This window comes from Paractinoplanes deccanensis, from assembly GCF_016862115.1.
In the GTDB taxonomy this organism is placed as follows: domain Bacteria; phylum Actinomycetota; class Actinomycetes; order Mycobacteriales; family Micromonosporaceae; genus Actinoplanes; species Actinoplanes deccanensis.
On sequence record NZ_BOMI01000037.1, the window covers coordinates 199523 to 214888 of the forward strand.

The 15366-nt window shown below is 71.4% G+C and carries 13 protein-coding genes; 8 read left to right on the top strand and 5 right to left on the bottom strand.

Annotated features, from left to right (window positions below; translation table 11 throughout):
• Positions 1-168: 168 nt before the first annotated feature.
• Together Ade02nite_RS11970 and Ade02nite_RS11975 are read left to right on the top strand one after the other, a co-directional pair.
• Entirely contained in the window at positions 169-3510 is a 3342-nt protein-coding gene (locus Ade02nite_RS11970) for a CARDB domain-containing protein (protein ID WP_203761657.1), read from the top strand.
• Positions 3511-3830: 320 nt separating this feature from the next.
• Positions 3831-4208: a hypothetical protein gene (locus tag Ade02nite_RS11975; protein ID WP_203761658.1), complete on the top strand. Its 378-nt coding sequence runs from the start codon at positions 3831-3833 to the stop codon at positions 4206-4208.
• Between the two features lie 109 nt (positions 4209-4317).
• Here the strand turns inward: Ade02nite_RS11975 and Ade02nite_RS11980 are convergent, their stop codons facing one another.
• Positions 4318-5331 (bottom strand): M4 family metallopeptidase, encoded by a 1014-nt coding sequence (locus tag Ade02nite_RS11980; protein WP_239168699.1) that lies wholly within the window; start codon positions 5329-5331, stop codon positions 4318-4320.
• A gap of 161 nt (positions 5332-5492) precedes the next feature.
• The gene (locus tag Ade02nite_RS11985) at positions 5493-6185 is read right to left on the bottom strand and encodes an alpha/beta hydrolase (RefSeq protein ID WP_203761660.1); all 693 of its coding nucleotides are present in this window, start codon (positions 6183-6185) and stop codon (positions 5493-5495) included.
• A 190-nt stretch (positions 6186-6375) separates the two neighbouring features.
• On the opposite strand from Ade02nite_RS11985, the gene Ade02nite_RS11990 reads away from it, so the two are divergent.
• Genes Ade02nite_RS11990 through Ade02nite_RS12005 form a run of 4 tightly spaced genes read left to right on the top strand, consistent with a single transcriptional unit; the run spans position 6376 to position 11708 of the window.
• Positions 6376-8079: a glycosyltransferase family 2 protein gene (locus Ade02nite_RS11990; protein WP_239168700.1), complete on the top strand. Its 1704-nt coding sequence runs from the start codon at positions 6376-6378 to the stop codon at positions 8077-8079.
• A complete protein-coding gene (gene glxA / locus Ade02nite_RS11995; RefSeq protein ID WP_203761661.1) occupies positions 8076-10025 on the top strand; it encodes a radical copper oxidase GlxA in 1950 nt (649 codons plus the stop codon). Before Ade02nite_RS11990 ends, glxA begins: the two co-directional genes overlap by 4 nt.
• Complete coding sequence (locus Ade02nite_RS12000; RefSeq protein WP_239168701.1) at positions 10022-11050, top strand: glycoside hydrolase family 6 protein; 1029 nt, start codon at positions 10022-10024, stop codon at positions 11048-11050. The genes glxA and Ade02nite_RS12000 overlap by 4 nt, the downstream gene beginning before the upstream one ends.
• A gap of 4 nt (positions 11051-11054) precedes the next feature.
• Positions 11055-11708: a 4'-phosphopantetheinyl transferase family protein gene (locus Ade02nite_RS12005; protein ID WP_307871215.1), complete on the top strand. Its 654-nt coding sequence runs from the start codon at positions 11055-11057 to the stop codon at positions 11706-11708.
• On the opposite strand, the gene Ade02nite_RS12010 is transcribed toward Ade02nite_RS12005, so the two are convergent.
• Positions 11680-12627, bottom strand: a complete 948-nt coding sequence (locus Ade02nite_RS12010) for a Ppx/GppA family phosphatase (protein ID WP_203761662.1) — start codon at positions 12625-12627, stop codon at positions 11680-11682. The two genes, Ade02nite_RS12005 and Ade02nite_RS12010, sit on opposite strands and share 29 nt — an antisense overlap.
• Before the next feature lie 121 nt (positions 12628-12748).
• On the opposite strand from Ade02nite_RS12010, the gene Ade02nite_RS12015 reads away from it, so the two are divergent.
• The gene (locus Ade02nite_RS12015) at positions 12749-13063 is read left to right on the top strand and encodes a hypothetical protein (protein ID WP_203761663.1); all 315 of its coding nucleotides are present in this window, start codon (positions 12749-12751) and stop codon (positions 13061-13063) included.
• Positions 13064-13163: 100 nt separating this feature from the next.
• On the opposite strand, the gene Ade02nite_RS12020 is transcribed toward Ade02nite_RS12015, so the two are convergent.
• On the bottom strand, positions 13164-13334 hold the full coding sequence (locus Ade02nite_RS12020) for a hypothetical protein (protein WP_203761664.1): 171 nt from the start codon (positions 13332-13334) through the stop codon (positions 13164-13166).
• A 475-nt stretch (positions 13335-13809) separates the two neighbouring features.
• Here Ade02nite_RS12020 and Ade02nite_RS12025 point away from each other — a divergent pair, with 475 nt between their 5' ends.
• The gene (locus Ade02nite_RS12025) at positions 13810-14448 is read left to right on the top strand and encodes an SDR family oxidoreductase (RefSeq protein WP_203761665.1); all 639 of its coding nucleotides are present in this window, start codon (positions 13810-13812) and stop codon (positions 14446-14448) included.
• 77 nt (positions 14449-14525) lie between these two features.
• Here the strand turns inward: Ade02nite_RS12025 and Ade02nite_RS12030 are convergent, their stop codons facing one another.
• Positions 14526-14831 (bottom strand): hypothetical protein, encoded by a 306-nt coding sequence (locus tag Ade02nite_RS12030; RefSeq protein WP_203761666.1) that lies wholly within the window; start codon positions 14829-14831, stop codon positions 14526-14528.
• Positions 14832-15366 lie beyond the last annotated feature (535 nt).

Below are 15366 nucleotides of genomic sequence, written 5' to 3' on the forward strand. Positions count from 1 at the left end.
ACACATCTGAAACCTTGAATGCCTGCCCACGAAAAAACTCAGCAGGCTTCGCGAAATTTTCTCGTAGCAGGCCGAATCTTCGGGGCAGTAACTCCCCTCCATCCCCGGCCGGCCGCCGGGACCCCCGAACCTCGGCGGCCGGCACCCCCGCAGAACAGAGGTCTGCCCATGAGAAGACGGAGACTGTTCGCCGGCATCGCGGTGGCCGTGCTGGCCGCAGCGGGACTCTCGCCCGGCGCGGCGCACGCGGCCGGCGGCCCCAACCTCGCACCCGGCAAGCCCACCTCGGCGAGCGCGGCCAACGGGCCGTACGTCGCCTCGAACGTCAACGACGGCAACGCCGACACCTATTGGGAGGGCCCCAACAACGCCTTCCCCCACTGGGTGCAGGTCGACCTCGGCACCGCCACCGCCATCGACCAGGTCAAGCTCAAGCTGCCACCGGCCGCCGCGTGGGCCACCCGCACGCAGACCCTCGCCGTGCAGGGCAGCGCCAACGCCTCCTCGTGGTCGACCCTGTCCGCCTCCGCCGGCCGCACCTTCAACCCGGCGAGCGGCAACACGGTGACCGTCGACTTCACCGCGGCGAGCGTCCGATACGTCCGCGTCACCATCAGCGCCAACACCGGCTGGCCCGCGGCCCAGCTGTCGGAGCTGGAGATCTACGGCACGGGCGGCACCAACCCGGACCCCGATCCGCCCACGGGCACCAACCTCGCCGCCGGCAAGCCGATGGAGGCGACCTCCTCCGTCTTCTCGTTCACGGCGCCCAACGCCAACGACAACAACCTCGCCACCTACTGGGAGTCCAACGGCTTCCCCGCGACGCTGACCACCCGCCTGGGCGCCAACGCCGACATCACCGGCGTGGTCGTCAAGCTCAACCCCGACCCCGCCTGGGGCGCCCGCACCCAGGGCATCCAGGTGCTCGGCCGGCAGCAGGGCGCGGCCGGCTACACGTCGCTGAAGGCCCGCGCCGACTACGCGTTCGGCGGCGGCGGCCAGAACACGGTCACCATCCCCGTCACCGGCCGCGTCGCCGACGTGCAGCTGCAGTTCTTCACCAACAGCGGCGCGCCCGGCGGCCAGGTCGCCGAGCTCCAGGTCCTCGGCTCGTGGGCGCCCAACCCCGACCTCACGGTCACGTCCGTGACCTGGTCGCCCTCGGCGCCCGACGAGGCCACCGCGATCACCGTCTCGGCCACGGTCCGCAACGCGGGTTCCGCCGCGTCGGCGGTCACCTCCCTGGACGTACGCCTGAACGGCACCGTCACCGGAAGCGCGAGTGTCGGCGCCCTCGCCGCGGGCGCCTCGGCGACCGTGCAGGTCGACGCGGGCCGCCGCGCCCAGGGCAGCTACCAGGTGTCGGCCGTCGTCGACCCGGCCGACACCGTCGCCGAGCTGAGCAACGACAACAACACCCTCACCGCGTCGTCGGCGCTGGTCGTCGCGCAGGCGCCCGGCCCCGACCTCCAGGTCACGAGCGTGACACCGTCGCCCGCCAACCCGGCTGTCGGCGCTCAGGTGAGTTTCGCCGTGGCAGTCAACAACAGGGGTACGACGGCAGCGCCCGCCACGATCACCCGGGTGACGGTCGGCGGCACGACCCTGAACGCGAACACCGGCACGATCGCCGCCGGGGCCACCGTCACCGTGACGGCCGGCACCTGGACGGCGACCAGCGGCGGCGCGACCATCACGGCCGGCGCCGACGCGACGAACGTGGTCGCCGAGACGAACGAGAACAACAACAGCCGTACGCAATCCCTCGTCGTCGGGCGCGGAGCGGCGGTTCCCTACGTCTCGTACGAGGCGGAAAGCGGCACGTACAGCGGAACGCTGGTGGAGGCGGACGCGAAGCGCACGTTCGGACACACGAACTTCGGCACCGAGTCGTCCGGCCGCAAGTCGGTGCGGCTCGCGAGCACCGGCCAGTACGTGCAGTTCACCTCGGCCAACCAGGCCAACTCCATCGTGGTGCGCAACGCCATCCCGGACGCGCCCGGCGGCGGCGGCATCACCGCGACGATCAGCCTCTACGCCAACGACCAGTTCGTCCAGAAGCTGACCCTGTCGTCGCGGAACAGCTGGCTGTACGGGACGACGGACGACACCGAGTCGCTGTCGAACACGCCGTCCGGCGACGCGCGCCGGCTCTTCGACGAGTCGCACGCGCTGCTGTCCCAGTCGTATCCGCCGGGCACCCGCTTCAAGCTCCAGCGCGACGCGGGCGACACCGCCGCGTACTACGTGATCGACCTGGTGGACCTGGAGCAGGTCGCGCCGGCGCTCTCCCAGCCCGCCGGGTGCACGTCCATCACCTCGTACGGCGCGGTCCCGAACGACGGCCTCGACGACACCGCGGCGATCCAGCGCGCGGTCACCGACGACGAGAACGGCGTGATCGGCTGCGTCTGGATCCCGGCCGGCCAGTGGCGGCAGGAACAGAAGATCCTCTCGCCGGACCCCACCCGCGGCCAGTGGAACCAGAAGGGCCTGCGCAACGTGGTGATCCGCGGCGCGGGCATGTGGCACACCCAGCTCTACACCAACACCGAGCCGCAGAACGTGGTCGGCAACATCAACCATCCGCACGAGGGCAACGTCGGCTTCGACATCGACGACAACACGCAGATCTCCGACCTGGCCATCTTCGGCATGACCACGAACCGGGCCAACCGCGGCCACGGCATCAACGGCCGCCTCGGCAAGAACACGAAGATCAGCAACGTCTGGATCGAGCACGTCAACGTCGGCGCCTGGGTCGGCCGCGACTACTCGGACACCCCCGCCTACTGGAACCCCGGCGACAACGTCGAGTTCACCGGCATGCGCATCCGCGACACGTACGCCGACGGCATCAACTTCAGCAACGGCACCCGCAACTCGCGGGTCTTCAACTCGTCGTTCCGCACCACCGGCGACGACTCGCTGGCCGTCTGGGCGAACCCGCGCGTACGCGACACCTCCGTCGACGTCGCCTCCAACAACCACTTCGTCAACAACACCATCCAGCTGCCGTGGCGCGCGAACGGCGCCGCCATCTACGGCGGCTTCGGCAACACCATCGAGAACAACCTGATCGCCGACACGATGAACTACCCCGGCATCATGCTGGCCACCGACCACGACCCGCTCCCGTTCAGCGGCACCACGCTGATCGCCAACAACGGCCTCTACCGGGCCGGCGGCGTCTTCTGGAGCGAGGCCCAGGAGTTCGGCGCCATCACCCTCTTCCCGGCGTCGAAGGACATCGTCGGCGTCACCATCCGCGACACCGAGATCATCGACTCCACGTACGACGGCATCCAGTTCAAGACCGGCGGCGGCAACATGCCCAACGTGGCCATCACCAACGTCCGCATCGACAAGTCGAACAACGGCGCCGGCATCCTGGCCATGGCCGGCGCCCGCGGAAACGCCACCCTGACCAACACCACCATCACCAACTCAGCCGACGGCGACGTGGTCATCCAGCCCGGATCCACGTTCACCATCACCCGCAACTGACCGGCCGGTTCCCGGGCCTCGCCACGAGGCCCGGGAACCCGCCCCGGCACGGTGTTATGGTCCGCCGATGACCGCGGTGTGGGGACGTGACCAGACCGGCAGATGGCAGCCGATGGCGGCCGGCTCCTACGCCGCGGAACTGGAGTTGCACCAGCTCGTCGCGGAGGGCTCGCAGATGTTGCCGCTCTCCGGCTCGCCCCGCCTCACCGTCGTCGGCTCGGAGGTGCAGCTCGGCGCCGGACGGGCGGACCTCCTGGCCGTGGAGTCGACGGGCCGCATGGTCGTCATCGAGATCAAACTCACCGGCAACCGACTTCCGCGTGGCGGCGGCGCAGGCGCCCGCGGAGTTTCGCCCGCTGCTCGACCGCCTCATCGCCTGGGCGGACGACCTCAACCGGCGCGGGCTGGTGCGACTGGCCACCTACCGCGGCAAGAACCAGATCACCACATTGTTGCCCCGCCTGCGCGGCGACGACGCCGGGCTGGCCACCGTCTACCTGGAACCGAAGAACGCCTACATCCAGTTGTGGCCGACGGTCTTCAAGCGGCGAGCCCCCGGCTCCATCGCCGAGGTCACGAGCGAACTGGGCACGGAGATGAAGCCGCACCAGCGCATCTTTCAGGTTTCCGACGGACTGCTCAGCGCCTTGACGGCCGCCTACGAGGAGGCGGCGGGCCGGCAGGCCCCGCCGAAGTGACCGCGGTGCGCTTCCGGATCAACGAAACCGGGACGCGGCACTCGCTGCCGTTGCGCTCGAGCACGCAAGGCAGGCGGGAATCGCGCTTGGGTCTCGGGCGGGGCCGCCGTCAGGCAGGGACGATGCCGGTCACGCCCACCTGTTCCCAGGCGCCGGCCACGGCGTCGTGTTCGGTGCTTGCCGGGCCGTAGAGGCGGGCTGCCGTGGTGGCGGTCGTCGCGGCGAAGTCGGCGAACCGGGTCCGGGGCGTCGAGACCTGGACCGCCTCGTACCAGATGCGGCCGGCCCGCTCCCAGGCGTGACCGCCGAGCGCGGTGGCCGCCAGATAGAACGCCCGGTTCGGGATTCCCGAATTGATGTGTACGCCGCCGAAGTCGCCTTGCTGGGTCTCGGGAAGGGCTCGGTAGTCCTTCATGTGCGCGGGTTGCGGGTCCTTGCCGACCAGCTTGTTGTCGTAAGCCGTGCCCGGTGCCTTCATCGAGCGCATGGCGTCCAGCCCGATGCCCGGAGTGAAGATGGAGCCGCCCAGCAGCCAATCGGCTTCGTCCACGGTCTGCCGCAGCGCCCATTGCCGGACGAGGCTGCCGAAGACGTCGGCGACGGACTCGTCGAGTGCCCCGGACTGGCTCCGGAACTCGAAGTTCGCCGTGGCCGCGGTCATGGCGTGGGTGAGCTCGTGACCGAGGACGTCGAGACCGTACGTGAGGTCACGCATCACCTTGCCGTCACCATCACCGATCTTGATCTGCTGACCGTCCCAGACCGCGTTGTTGTACCGGTTCGCGAAATGCACGTAGGCCCTCAGTCCCCGGCCGGAGTCGTCGATCGAGTCGCGGTGCAGGACCTCCCGATAGAAGTCGCGGACAACGCCCAGAGCGTCGTAGGCCCGATTGACCGTCGCGTCCTCGACCGGTGGCTGGCCCTCGCCGCGTATCAGAACCCCGTTGTCCGGGGTCTCCGCATGCCGGCAGTCGAACACTTCGCGGGCGGCTCCGGTGCGCGTAATGCCCGTGCCGGCTTTCCGCTCGGAGCGCTCGGCCCGCAGGTGGGCGGTGGTGCGCAGCGTGGCGCGAGCGGCGTCGCTCAGGTCCGCGTCGGCCGCGCCACTGAGCTGATCGAGCACGTGGGGCGGAACGAAACAAGCCACAGGTTCCACCATCGAACCGTCTCCTCCGTCAGAACCGGACCTTCCTCCCCGCGTTCGACGGATCGCGGGCAGCCGAGTTCACGGCTAAACCCGCCAGGGCCCTCGGCCGTACGGGCGAGGGGCCCCGGCGGTCAGCCTCAGCGCGCGGCGCGCAGGATCAGGTCGGTGACCGCGTCCGGGTGGGCGACCATCGCCGCGTGCGAGCTGTGGATCATCACGGTGCGGCCCTTGGCGGCGCGGGCGGCCATGGCCTTCTCGGCTACCGGCGGGATGGTCTGGTCGTTCAGCGACACCAGGTACCAGGCCGGGATCGTCTTCCAGGCCGGCACGCCGGTCTCGCCCTCGAACGCCGCCGTGGAGAGCGGGCGCTGCTGGGTGGCCATGAGCCGGGTCTGGCTCAGCGGGGCGTCCGCGGCGAAGAGCTTGGGGAACCAGGCCGGGTCGACGGTGGTGTCGACGTACCCGCCCGCGTTCGGGTAGGGGCGCTTGACCAGGTGCGACACCAGCACCGAGTTGTCGCCGCCGGCGAGGGCGCCGGCCTCGGCGATCGTCTCGCCCTGGTCGGGGGCGTACGCCGAGACGTAGACGAGCGACTTCACGTTCTTGTTGCCGGTCGCCGCGTTGGTGATGACCGCGCCGCCGTACGAGTGGCCGACCAGCACGATCGGCCCGCTGATGGTGGCGAGGAAGCTCCTGAGGTAGTCGCTGTCCTCGGCGACCCCGCGCAGCGGGTTGGCCGGCGCGATGACCGGATAGCCCTGGGCCTGGAGCTTCGCGGTGACCGCGTTCCAGCCCGAGGCGTCCGCCCAGGCGCCGTGCACGAGCACCACGGTCGGCTTGACCGCCGGCTGCGGGCGGCGCCATCCGCCGGACTACTGCAGTGACGGGCGTGGCACGTGACCGGGGCTACTGATCGAGAACGGACAGTGTGTCCGTTCCGTTGACCGTTTTCTCCCTAAGACTCCCCGGACGTCGTCGGGCCGGTCTGGGGAGGCTGTGGGTTTGCAGGGTCGCGTCAAGGTGCCCGTACATCCCGCTCTCTCCGGCGAGACGGTCCTGCTTCCGAACAGGTACGACTATCCGGCGTACAGCGTGCTCGCCGGGCCGCCGCTCAGGGTGGAGGAGGCCGGCGGGACGATCGCCATGCGGCGGCTGGCGCGGCGGCGGCCGTTGACGACGCTGGCGATCACGGTGCTGGCGTTCGCGTTCGAGACGACGTTCTTCTTCTGGCTGGTGTCGTCGATCGAGCTGCCGGACCGCGACATGCGGCCGTGGCTGTTCGGGGCGACCGCCGTCATGATCGTGGCGACCGCGCTGATCGAGCTCTTCCGGCTGGTCAACGTGGTCACGCTGTGCCTGGCCACGATCTGGGCCCGCGATCCGCAGCCGGTCGTGCCGTCGCGGGAGCTGCGGGTCGCGTTCCTCACGACGATCGTGCCGGGCAAGGAGCCGATCGACATGGTCGAGCGGACGTTGCGCGCGGCGCGGCAGATCCGGCACGGCGGGGCGTACGACGTCTGGCTCCTCGACGAGGGCGACGACGACGCCGTCAAGGCCATGTGCGCGCGGATCGGGGTGCGGCACTTCTCGCGCAAGGGCGTCGAGGCGTACAACGCCGCGGCCGGCGCCTTCAAGGCGCGCACCAAGCACGGCAACTACAACGCGTGGGTCGACCGGCACGGCGACGCGTACGACGTCTTCGTCTCGGTCGACCCCGACCACGTGCCCCTGCCGAACTTCTGCGAGCGGCTGCTCGGCTACTTCCACGACGAGGACGTGGCCTTCGTGGTGGGGCCGCAGATCTACGGCAACTACGACAACGTCGTGACCCGCTGGGCGGAGTCGCAGCAGTACCTCTTCCACTCGCTGCTCCAGCGCGCCGGCAACCGGCACGGCATCGCGATGCTGGTGGGCACCAACAACGCCGTACGGATCAGCGCCCTGCGCTCGATCGGCGGTCTCCAGGACTCGATCACCGAGGACATGGCGACCAGCCTGGCGATGCACGCGGCCCGCAACCCCGCCACCGGCCGGCGCTGGCGCTCGGTCTACACCCCGGACGTGCTCGCGGTCGGCGAGGGGCCCTCCTCCTGGACCGACTACTTCAGTCAGCAGCACCGCTGGTCGCGCGGCACCGACGAGGTGGTCGTGACGACGTTCGGCAGGCTCGTGTGGCGGCTCGGCTTCCGGCGCAGCCTGCACTACGGGCTGCTGATGTCGTACTACCCGCTGACCGCGCTGGCCTGGCTGCTCGGCGCCGTCAACGCCACCTGCTACCTGGTCCTCGGCGCCAAGGGCGTGCAGGTGCCGCCGGAAGTGTGGCTGATGTTGTACGTCGACGCCGCGCTCTTCCAGGTCGGCCTCTACGTCTTCAACCGCCGGCACAACGTCTCGCCGCACGAGGAGGCCGGGTCGTCGGGGCTCACCGGCATGATCGCCTCCACGCTCTGCGCACCGATCTACGTGGCCTCGTACGCGGGCGCCGTGCTGCGTCGCCGCGCCGGGTTCGTCGTTACTCCCAAGGGCGACTCGACCAGTCCGGACCGCCTGAGCACCTTCCGGCACGGCCTGCTCTGGGCCGCCTTCTACGCCGTGCTGCTGATCAGCGCGCCGATCGGTGATCACGTGAACGGCGCGATGTGGCTCTGGCCGAGCCTCAACCTGGCCATCTGCCTCATGCCCACCGCCATGTGGCTCGGGAGAAGAAGAAGGAAGCGTCCATGAAACCCCGTCCGAGGCCGACCGTCGCCCGGCGCCTGCTCAGCTACCTCGTCACCCTGGTGGTGCTGGGGTTCGTCGTCGCGGTCAACCGGCCGATGATGGCCGCCGCGAACGAGGCCTACCGCGAGTTCACCATCAACCGGCAGTCCTACAAGGAGAAGCACGGCCACTGGTCGCGGCTGCACGTGCCGCAGCGGTTCCGGGTGAACGCGATCCACGCCGCCCTGCTGCACACCGGCAAGGTGCTGATCATCGCGGGCAGCGGCAACAACCGCGAGGCGTTCGAGGCCGGCACGTTCCGGACGGTGCTGTTCGACCCGGCCACCGACCGGTTCACCGAGGTGCCGACGCCCACCGACGTCTTCTGCGCGGGCCACACGTTCCTCGGCAACGGCAACGTGCTCGTGGCCGGCGGCACGAAGTCGTACGAGAGACTGGAGCGGGACATCACCCACGCCGCCGGGGTGATGAAGCTGAAGAACGAGTCGCCGAACGGCGGCACGCGGACCTTCCCCAAGGGCACCACGCTGCTCTCGGCCTCTGGTGATCGTTATCGGACACGTGCGCAGGTCACGCTGAAGCCGGCGACGGCGATGAAGCACGGGAGCCAGACGATGATCCACGCGTCCGAGGTGGAGGTCTGGGTCGACGCGGAGAGGCCCGGCGACGGCCCGATCGTGCGCCGGCCGGCCCAGTACCGGGTCGCGGGCCTGACCGGCGACGACCAGCGCAACATCTACGGCCTCGCCGACAAGATCACCCGCGAGAAGCAGGAGTACGGGGGCGACCGGACGTCGTACGAGTTCGATCCCCGCACCGAGCGCTACGTGCGCGTCGGCGACATGGTGAAGCACCGCTGGTATCCGACGCTGACCGAGATGCCCGACGGCAACGTGCTCGCCGTCTCGGGCCTGGACGAGTTCGGCCGGCTGCTGCCCGGCGACAACGAGCGCTACCTCGTGGGCCAGAAGCGGTGGGAGGCCACGCCCCGGCTCAAGCGCCAGTTCCCCACCTATCCGGCCTTCCACCTCATGGACGACGGGCGGCTGTTCTACTCCGGCGCCAACTCCGGCTACGGCTCCGACCGGATCGGGCGTACGCCGGGGGTCTGGGACCTGACGAAGAACTCGTTCCGCGAGGTGCCCGGCCTGCGTGACCCCCGGATGACGGAGACCAGCTCGTCGGTGCTGCTGCCGCCGGCGCAGGAGCAGAAGGTGATGATCTTCGGCGGCGGCGAGGTCGGCGAGTCGCCGGTCTCCACCGCGCGCACCGCCATCGCCGACCTCAACCAGGCGCGCCCGGTCTATCGCCCCGGCCCCGACCTGCCCGAGCCCGCCCGCTACCTGAACGCCGTGATCCTGCCCGACGACACCGTCTTCACCACCGGCGGCTCGTCGGGATACCGCGGCGGCCCGTACCGGGGCGAGCCCCGCAGCGACCTGTTCAACTCGCAGATCTACCACCCGCGCGCCAACCGGTTCGCCAAGGCCGCCGACTCGACGGTCGGCCGCAACTACCACTCCGAGGCCGTGCTGCTCCCGGACGGCCGGGTGATCACGCTGGGCAGCGATCCGCTGTACGACGAGAGCGGGCGCAACCCGGGCACGTTCGAGCAGCGCATCGAGGTCTACAGCCCGCCGTACCTCTTCAAGGGTGACCGGCCGGTCATCACGGGCGGGCCGCGCGCCGTCGCGCGGGGCACCAACGCCGCCTTCGCCACCCCCGACGCGCGGAGCACCACCACGGCCCGGCTGATCCGGCCGAGCGCCGTCACCCACGTGCTCGACGTCGACCAGCGGTCGGTCGCGCTGCCGTTCACGCGCAACGCCCACGGCGTCACCGTGCACATCCCCAAGCGCAGGGGCCTCGTGCCGTCCGGCTGGTACATGCTCTTCCTGGTCGACGGCCGCGGCGTGCCCTCCGAGGCCCGATGGGTGCGGGTGCAGTGAGGCGCCGCTCCGTGCTCATCACCGTCGCCGCGCTCGCCGTCGCCGGCATCGCCACGCCGATGGCCATCAGCGCCGGCCAGTCCGTCTCGGCACCCGAGCCGGTCGCGGCCCCGGCGCCACAGGAAGCGTGGGACGGCCGCCTCACCGGCCAGGGCCTCTACGTGGCGCCCGGCGGCGCGGCGGCCGATCAGGTGCGCGCGTGGGAGGCCGCCGGCCGTACGAGGGACGCCGCGCTCATCCGGCGCATCGCGGACCGGCCCATGGCCACCTGGTTCACCGACGAGGCCACCGGATACGCGGCCCGCGCCCGCCAACTGGTCACCGACGCCGCCCGGACCCGGACGCTGCCGGTGCTGACGCTCTATCACATCCCGAACCGGGACTGCTCCGGTCACTCCGCAGGCGGAGCGGCGAGCGCCGTCGCGTACCGCCAATGGGTCAACGCCCTCGCCGCCGCGATCCGCGGATATCGCGCGGTCGTGGTGCTGGAGCCCGACGCGGTCGCGCAGACCGTGCGCGGCTGCCTGGCGGGCGCCGCGGCGGCCGAACGGTTCGCGCTGCTCACCCACGCCGTGACCGTGCTGCGCGCGAACCCTGGCACGCTGGTCTATCTGGACGCCGGCAATCCGACGTGGATCCGCAAGCCGGCGCAGATGAGCGCGGCGCTGCGCCGGGCGGGCATCCAGCGGGCGAGCGGCTTCGCCCTCAACGTCGCCAACTTCGAGACGACCGCCGACAACATCCGGTACGGCACCGCGCTCTCCCGCCAGCTGCGCGGCACCCACTTCGTCATCGACACCAGCCGCAACGGCAACGGCCCGGCGCGAGTGGGCGCGGGCGATCACCACTGGTGCAACCCGCCCGGCCGCAAGCTCGGCGAGGCGCCGACCACGCGCACCGGGCACGCGCTCGTCGACGCGTACCTCTGGGTGAAGAGACCCGGAGAGTCCGACGGCGCCTGCTCCCCCGGTGCGCCGCCGGCGGGACAGTGGTGGCCCGAGTACGCGCTGGCGCTGGCATCATGACGGCGTGACGCTGATCGACATCGTGCCGCCGGAGGTGGTGGTCGTCGAGTCCTTCGGCGACCACCCCGGCGAGGAACCCTTCCCGGGCGAGGAGCATCTGATCGCGCGCGCCGTCGAGGGGCGGCGCCGCGAGTTCATCACCGGCCGGCGCAACGCCCGCGAGGCCCTGGGCCGGCTCGGCTTCGCGCCCGCGCCGATCCTGACCGGACCCCGCCGCGAGCCCCTGTGGCCCGGCGGGGTGGTCGGCAGCATCACGCACTGCCGGGGCTACCGGGCGGCCGCGGTGGCGCTGTCCCGCGACGTCACGTCCGTCGGCGTCGACGCCGAGCCGCACGCCGCGCTGCCGCCCGAGGTTCTTCCCGGGGTCACACTGCCGGTGGAGCGCGAGATGCTGCACACCTTGGACAGCGGCGACACCCACTGGGACCGGCTTCTGTTCAGCGCCAAGGAGTCCATCTACAAGGCGTGGTTCCCGATGACCGGGCGCTGGCTCGGCTTCGAGGACTGCGTCCTGTCGATCGACCCGCCGGCGCGGACCTTCGCCGGCCGGCCGCTCGTCGACTCGCCGCTCCCCGAGTTCCGCGGCCGCTACACGATCGACCGCGACCTGGTCTTCACGGCCGTGACGGTCACGGCAGCGGTGACCAGCGGGCGTTGACGAAGTCGGACCGGCCGCCCTCGAGGCGACCGAGCAGGATGCCCTCGCGCAGGCCCCACGGCGTGATGCGCAGCGACGTCAGGCCCAGGCCACGCATGACCTCGTCGGCGACGATGGAACCGGCGACGATCTGGCAGGCACGGTGCTTGGAGACGCCGGGGAGCTTCGCGCGGCGCTTGGCGGGCATGGCGGCGAGCCGGTCGGTCCACGGGCGCAGGCGCTGCCGGTGCAGGCGGCGGGCCACGTACGGGCCGCGGCACATCGGGGCGGCGCCGGTGAGGCGGGCCAGCTGCTGAAACGTCTTGGAGGCGGCGACAGCGGTCGTCCGGGACTCCCACGACGTGCCGGCGAGGGCCCGGCGCACCTCGGACCGCACGTGCTGCCGCAGGTCACGGGCCGCCCGGCGGGCCGGTGACTCGCCGCCGCGCAGGAACCGCCGGGTCAGGACGCGGGCGCCCAGGTCGAGCGAGACCGCCCAGTCGGGCTTGAGGTCGCGCCCGAAGGCCAGCTCCACCGAGCCGCCGCCGATGTCCGCGAGCAGCAGCGGGCCCGGGTTCCAGCCCTCCCAGCGGCGGGCGGCCAGGAAGGTGGCCTCGGCGTCCTCCACGCCGGTGAGGGTGCCGAGCCGTACGCCGGTGGCGGCGGCGACCTCGGCCAGCACCTCGTCGCGGTCCGGGGCGTCACGGATCACCGCGGTGGCGTACGGCAGAAGCTCCTCGACACCCACCCGGCGCGCCTCGGCGACGGCCTCGCCCACCGCGGTGATCAGCCGCCGCCGGCCCGCCGAGCTGAGGCCCCCGTCCCGGCGCAGGTCGCCGGCGAGATAGGTGTGGGTCTTCCACGAGCGGAACATCGCGCCGGGCTCGGCGATCGTGAGATTGACCGCGTTCGATCCGACGTCGAGTACTGCCGCGCGCATCGTCTGGTGCCTCCCCGCCGAGGTGTGCCCGGGCCAGGGCGGGTACCACGCGGGGCGCCACCCTAAACTCGGCGCCCCGCCATCGCGTTTTCGCGCCGCCGCGGCGGGGAATCCGGGACGCATGGAACCGAACAATCCGACCGAACCGCTCCCGATCGCCCGGGTGAACGTGGGCATGACGGTCTTCGACGCCACCGGCGACGAGGTGGGCTCCGTGGCCGCCGTGCAGATGCCCGGCACGCAGGCGCGCCCCGACACCGCCGCCGGCGTGGCCGAACACCTGATGACCAGCGGCTACCTGCGCATCGACGGCACCGGCCTGCTCTCCAACGACGTCTACGCCGCCGGCGACCAGATCGCCGACAGCGTCGAGGGGCAGCCGGCCGTGGTCAACCTGCGGGTCCCGAGCGACGAGCTCTACCGCGCGGCGAGCTGACCACCCCTGAACGCCTCGGCGGCGCCGGCGCGCTCCAGGGGAGGCGCGCTCCCCCTGGATCGTTTCGACGACGTCGCCGAGGCCCGGCCGTCCCCACGCGCTACCCGTGCTCGATCAGTCGGTCGTCACGGACGGAAGCCGGGCCGAACAGCGCGAACCCCACCGTCGTCGGGTCATCGTCGAGCAGACACGCGCGCGCGTCCGAGGCCGCCACATCCTGCCGGTTCGTGAGCGCGACGGGAGCGGTCGCCCGCGGCTCGAACGGGTCCATCGGCCGGGAGGGGACTGCCCGAAGGACCGCCACGCGTCGGGCCGTCCGCCTCACCCAGCGCCGAGACGATGCCCGTCGCCTCGCCCTCGTCGCGGGCCCGACCGCAGGGCGTCGATCAGCTGCCGCTCGCCGGACGGACTGCACCGAACCGCCTCGGCGACTGCTTCCTCGCTCCAGCCCGCGTCCTCGTCGAACAGGTTCACCAGACCATCCCGTCATTGGCAGATCGCGCTCGTCGTCGCCGGGCTCGACCGTCGGCCGAGTCGTCGAGCCGAGCCGTCGAGCCGAGCCGTCGAGCCGAGCCGTCGGGCCGACAAGATCGGACGTGCCGACGCCGTGGCCCCCGCCCAGAAGGGGCCCCGTCGCGCGAGGCCATTCTTGCCGACAACGGGGGATCTTGCGGGCGGGCCTGTGGATAACCGCCACTGTGGATTGCGCCCGTGCGGGTCGTGCTGGGCGGGGTAGCGTGTCAGGAATGCGCGTTCTGGTGATTGGTGGGCACGGGAAGGTGGCGCGGCTGCTGCTGCCGCTGCTCGGCGAGGCGACGGCGGTCTTCCGCAATCCGGATCATCAGGCCGACGTGGCGGCCACGGGGGCGGAGCCGGTGGTCTTCGACGTCGAGAAGGCGAGCGTCGACGAGCTGGCCGAGCTGATCGGCGGGCACGAGGCGGTGGTCTGGTCGGCCGGTGCGGGCGGGGGCAATCCCGCGCGGACGTACGCGGTGGATCGCGACGCGGCGATCCGGTCGATGGATGCCGCTCAGCGGGCCGGGGTGCGGCGTTATGTCATGGTTTCGTACTTCGGGGCGGGGCCCGAGCATGGCGTGCCGCCGGAGAACGGGTTCTTCCCGTACGCGGAGGCGAAGGCCGCCGCCGATGCTCATCTGCGGGCGTCGGAGCTGGACTGGACGATCCTCGGGCCGAGCGCCCTGACGGACGAGCCGGGCACGGGGCGCATCGAGACGGCGGCTCAGGGCGCCACGTCGGGTTCGGTGTCGCGGGCCGACGTCGCGGCGGTCGTGGCGGCGGTGCTCGGCGAGCCGGGCACCGCGGGACGCACGATCAACTTCAACAACGGTGCCACGCCGATCGCCGAGGCCATCAAGCTTCCCTAGGCGAGATCACCACTCGTCGTCGGCGGCGGGAGCGCTCCACCAGTGCGGATCGGCCCGCGGAGCCTCGGACGCCGGCGCTACGTAGGCCTCCGGCACAGAAGCGGAGGCGCCGCGAGCGGGAACGTCGTGGGCGGGAACGCCGTGAGCGGGAAAGTCGTGAGCGGGGGCGCCTTGGGCGGGAACGCCGTGAGCGGGGGCGCCGTAAGCAGGGGCACCGTAAGCAGGCGCGCCGTCAGCAGGGGCACCGTGAGCGGGGGCACCGTGAGCAGGGGCGCCGTAAGCAGGCGCGCTGTAAGCGGGAACGCCGTGAGCAGGAACGCCGTGAGCAGGAACGCCGCGAGCGGGAACGCCGTGAGCAGGGACGCCGGAGACGCGAGCGCCATGAGCCGGATCGCCGTAGGACGGCTCACCCTGGACCGGAGACACGTAGGGCGGGGAAACAGGGACGGGCGGCCCGTAAGCAGGAGAAACAGGCGCCGGTGCGCTCACACGGCCCGAGAACGGTGGATTAGCGGCGCCATATCCGGATAGCGGCGTATGTGGGCCAGCAGGCGGGCGGGGCTGGGGGACGGCAGGCGGAAGCGCCTCGCGATAGACCGACTCGGCCGGGCGGCCGGGATAGGCAGGCGCCGCGGGGTGGTGGCCGTAAGGGGTGGGCGCTGACGGATCGCCGGGATAGGCGGGCGCGTGACCATAGGGAGCGGACTCGATCGGCCGGCCGTAAGAGGCAGGCCCGACGCGCTGATCGTCAGGAGCGGACGCAATCACGGGGCCGTAAGACCCGGGCTCGACCGACCGGCCATGAGAGGCCGCCGGGATCGCCTGGCCATGAGGGGCGGACGCAATCGGCTGACCGTAAGAACCAGGCGCAACAGGCTGACCGTAAGGAGCCGACCCAACAGGCTCACCATACGAAGC

Coding starts and splice junctions, on each gene's coding strand:
- Ade02nite_RS12030 (WP_203761666.1), bottom strand. CDS start 14,831: ATGGCGCTCGCGTCTCCGGCGTCCCTGCTCACGGCGTTCCCGCTCGCG.
- Ade02nite_RS12020 (WP_203761664.1), bottom strand. CDS start 13,334: ATGGACCCGTTCGAGCCGCGGGCGACCGCTCCCGTCGCGCTCACGAAC.
- Ade02nite_RS12015 (WP_203761663.1), top strand. CDS start 12,749: ATGGAACCGAACAATCCGACCGAACCGCTCCCGATCGCCCGGGTGAAC.
- glxA (WP_203761661.1), top strand. CDS start 8,076: ATGAAACCCCGTCCGAGGCCGACCGTCGCCCGGCGCCTGCTCAGCTAC.
- Ade02nite_RS12025 (WP_203761665.1), top strand. CDS start 13,810: ATGCGCGTTCTGGTGATTGGTGGGCACGGGAAGGTGGCGCGGCTGCTG.
- Ade02nite_RS12010 (WP_203761662.1), bottom strand. CDS start 12,627: ATGCGCGCGGCAGTACTCGACGTCGGATCGAACGCGGTCAATCTCACG.
- Ade02nite_RS11970 (WP_203761657.1), top strand. CDS start 169: ATGAGAAGACGGAGACTGTTCGCCGGCATCGCGGTGGCCGTGCTGGCC.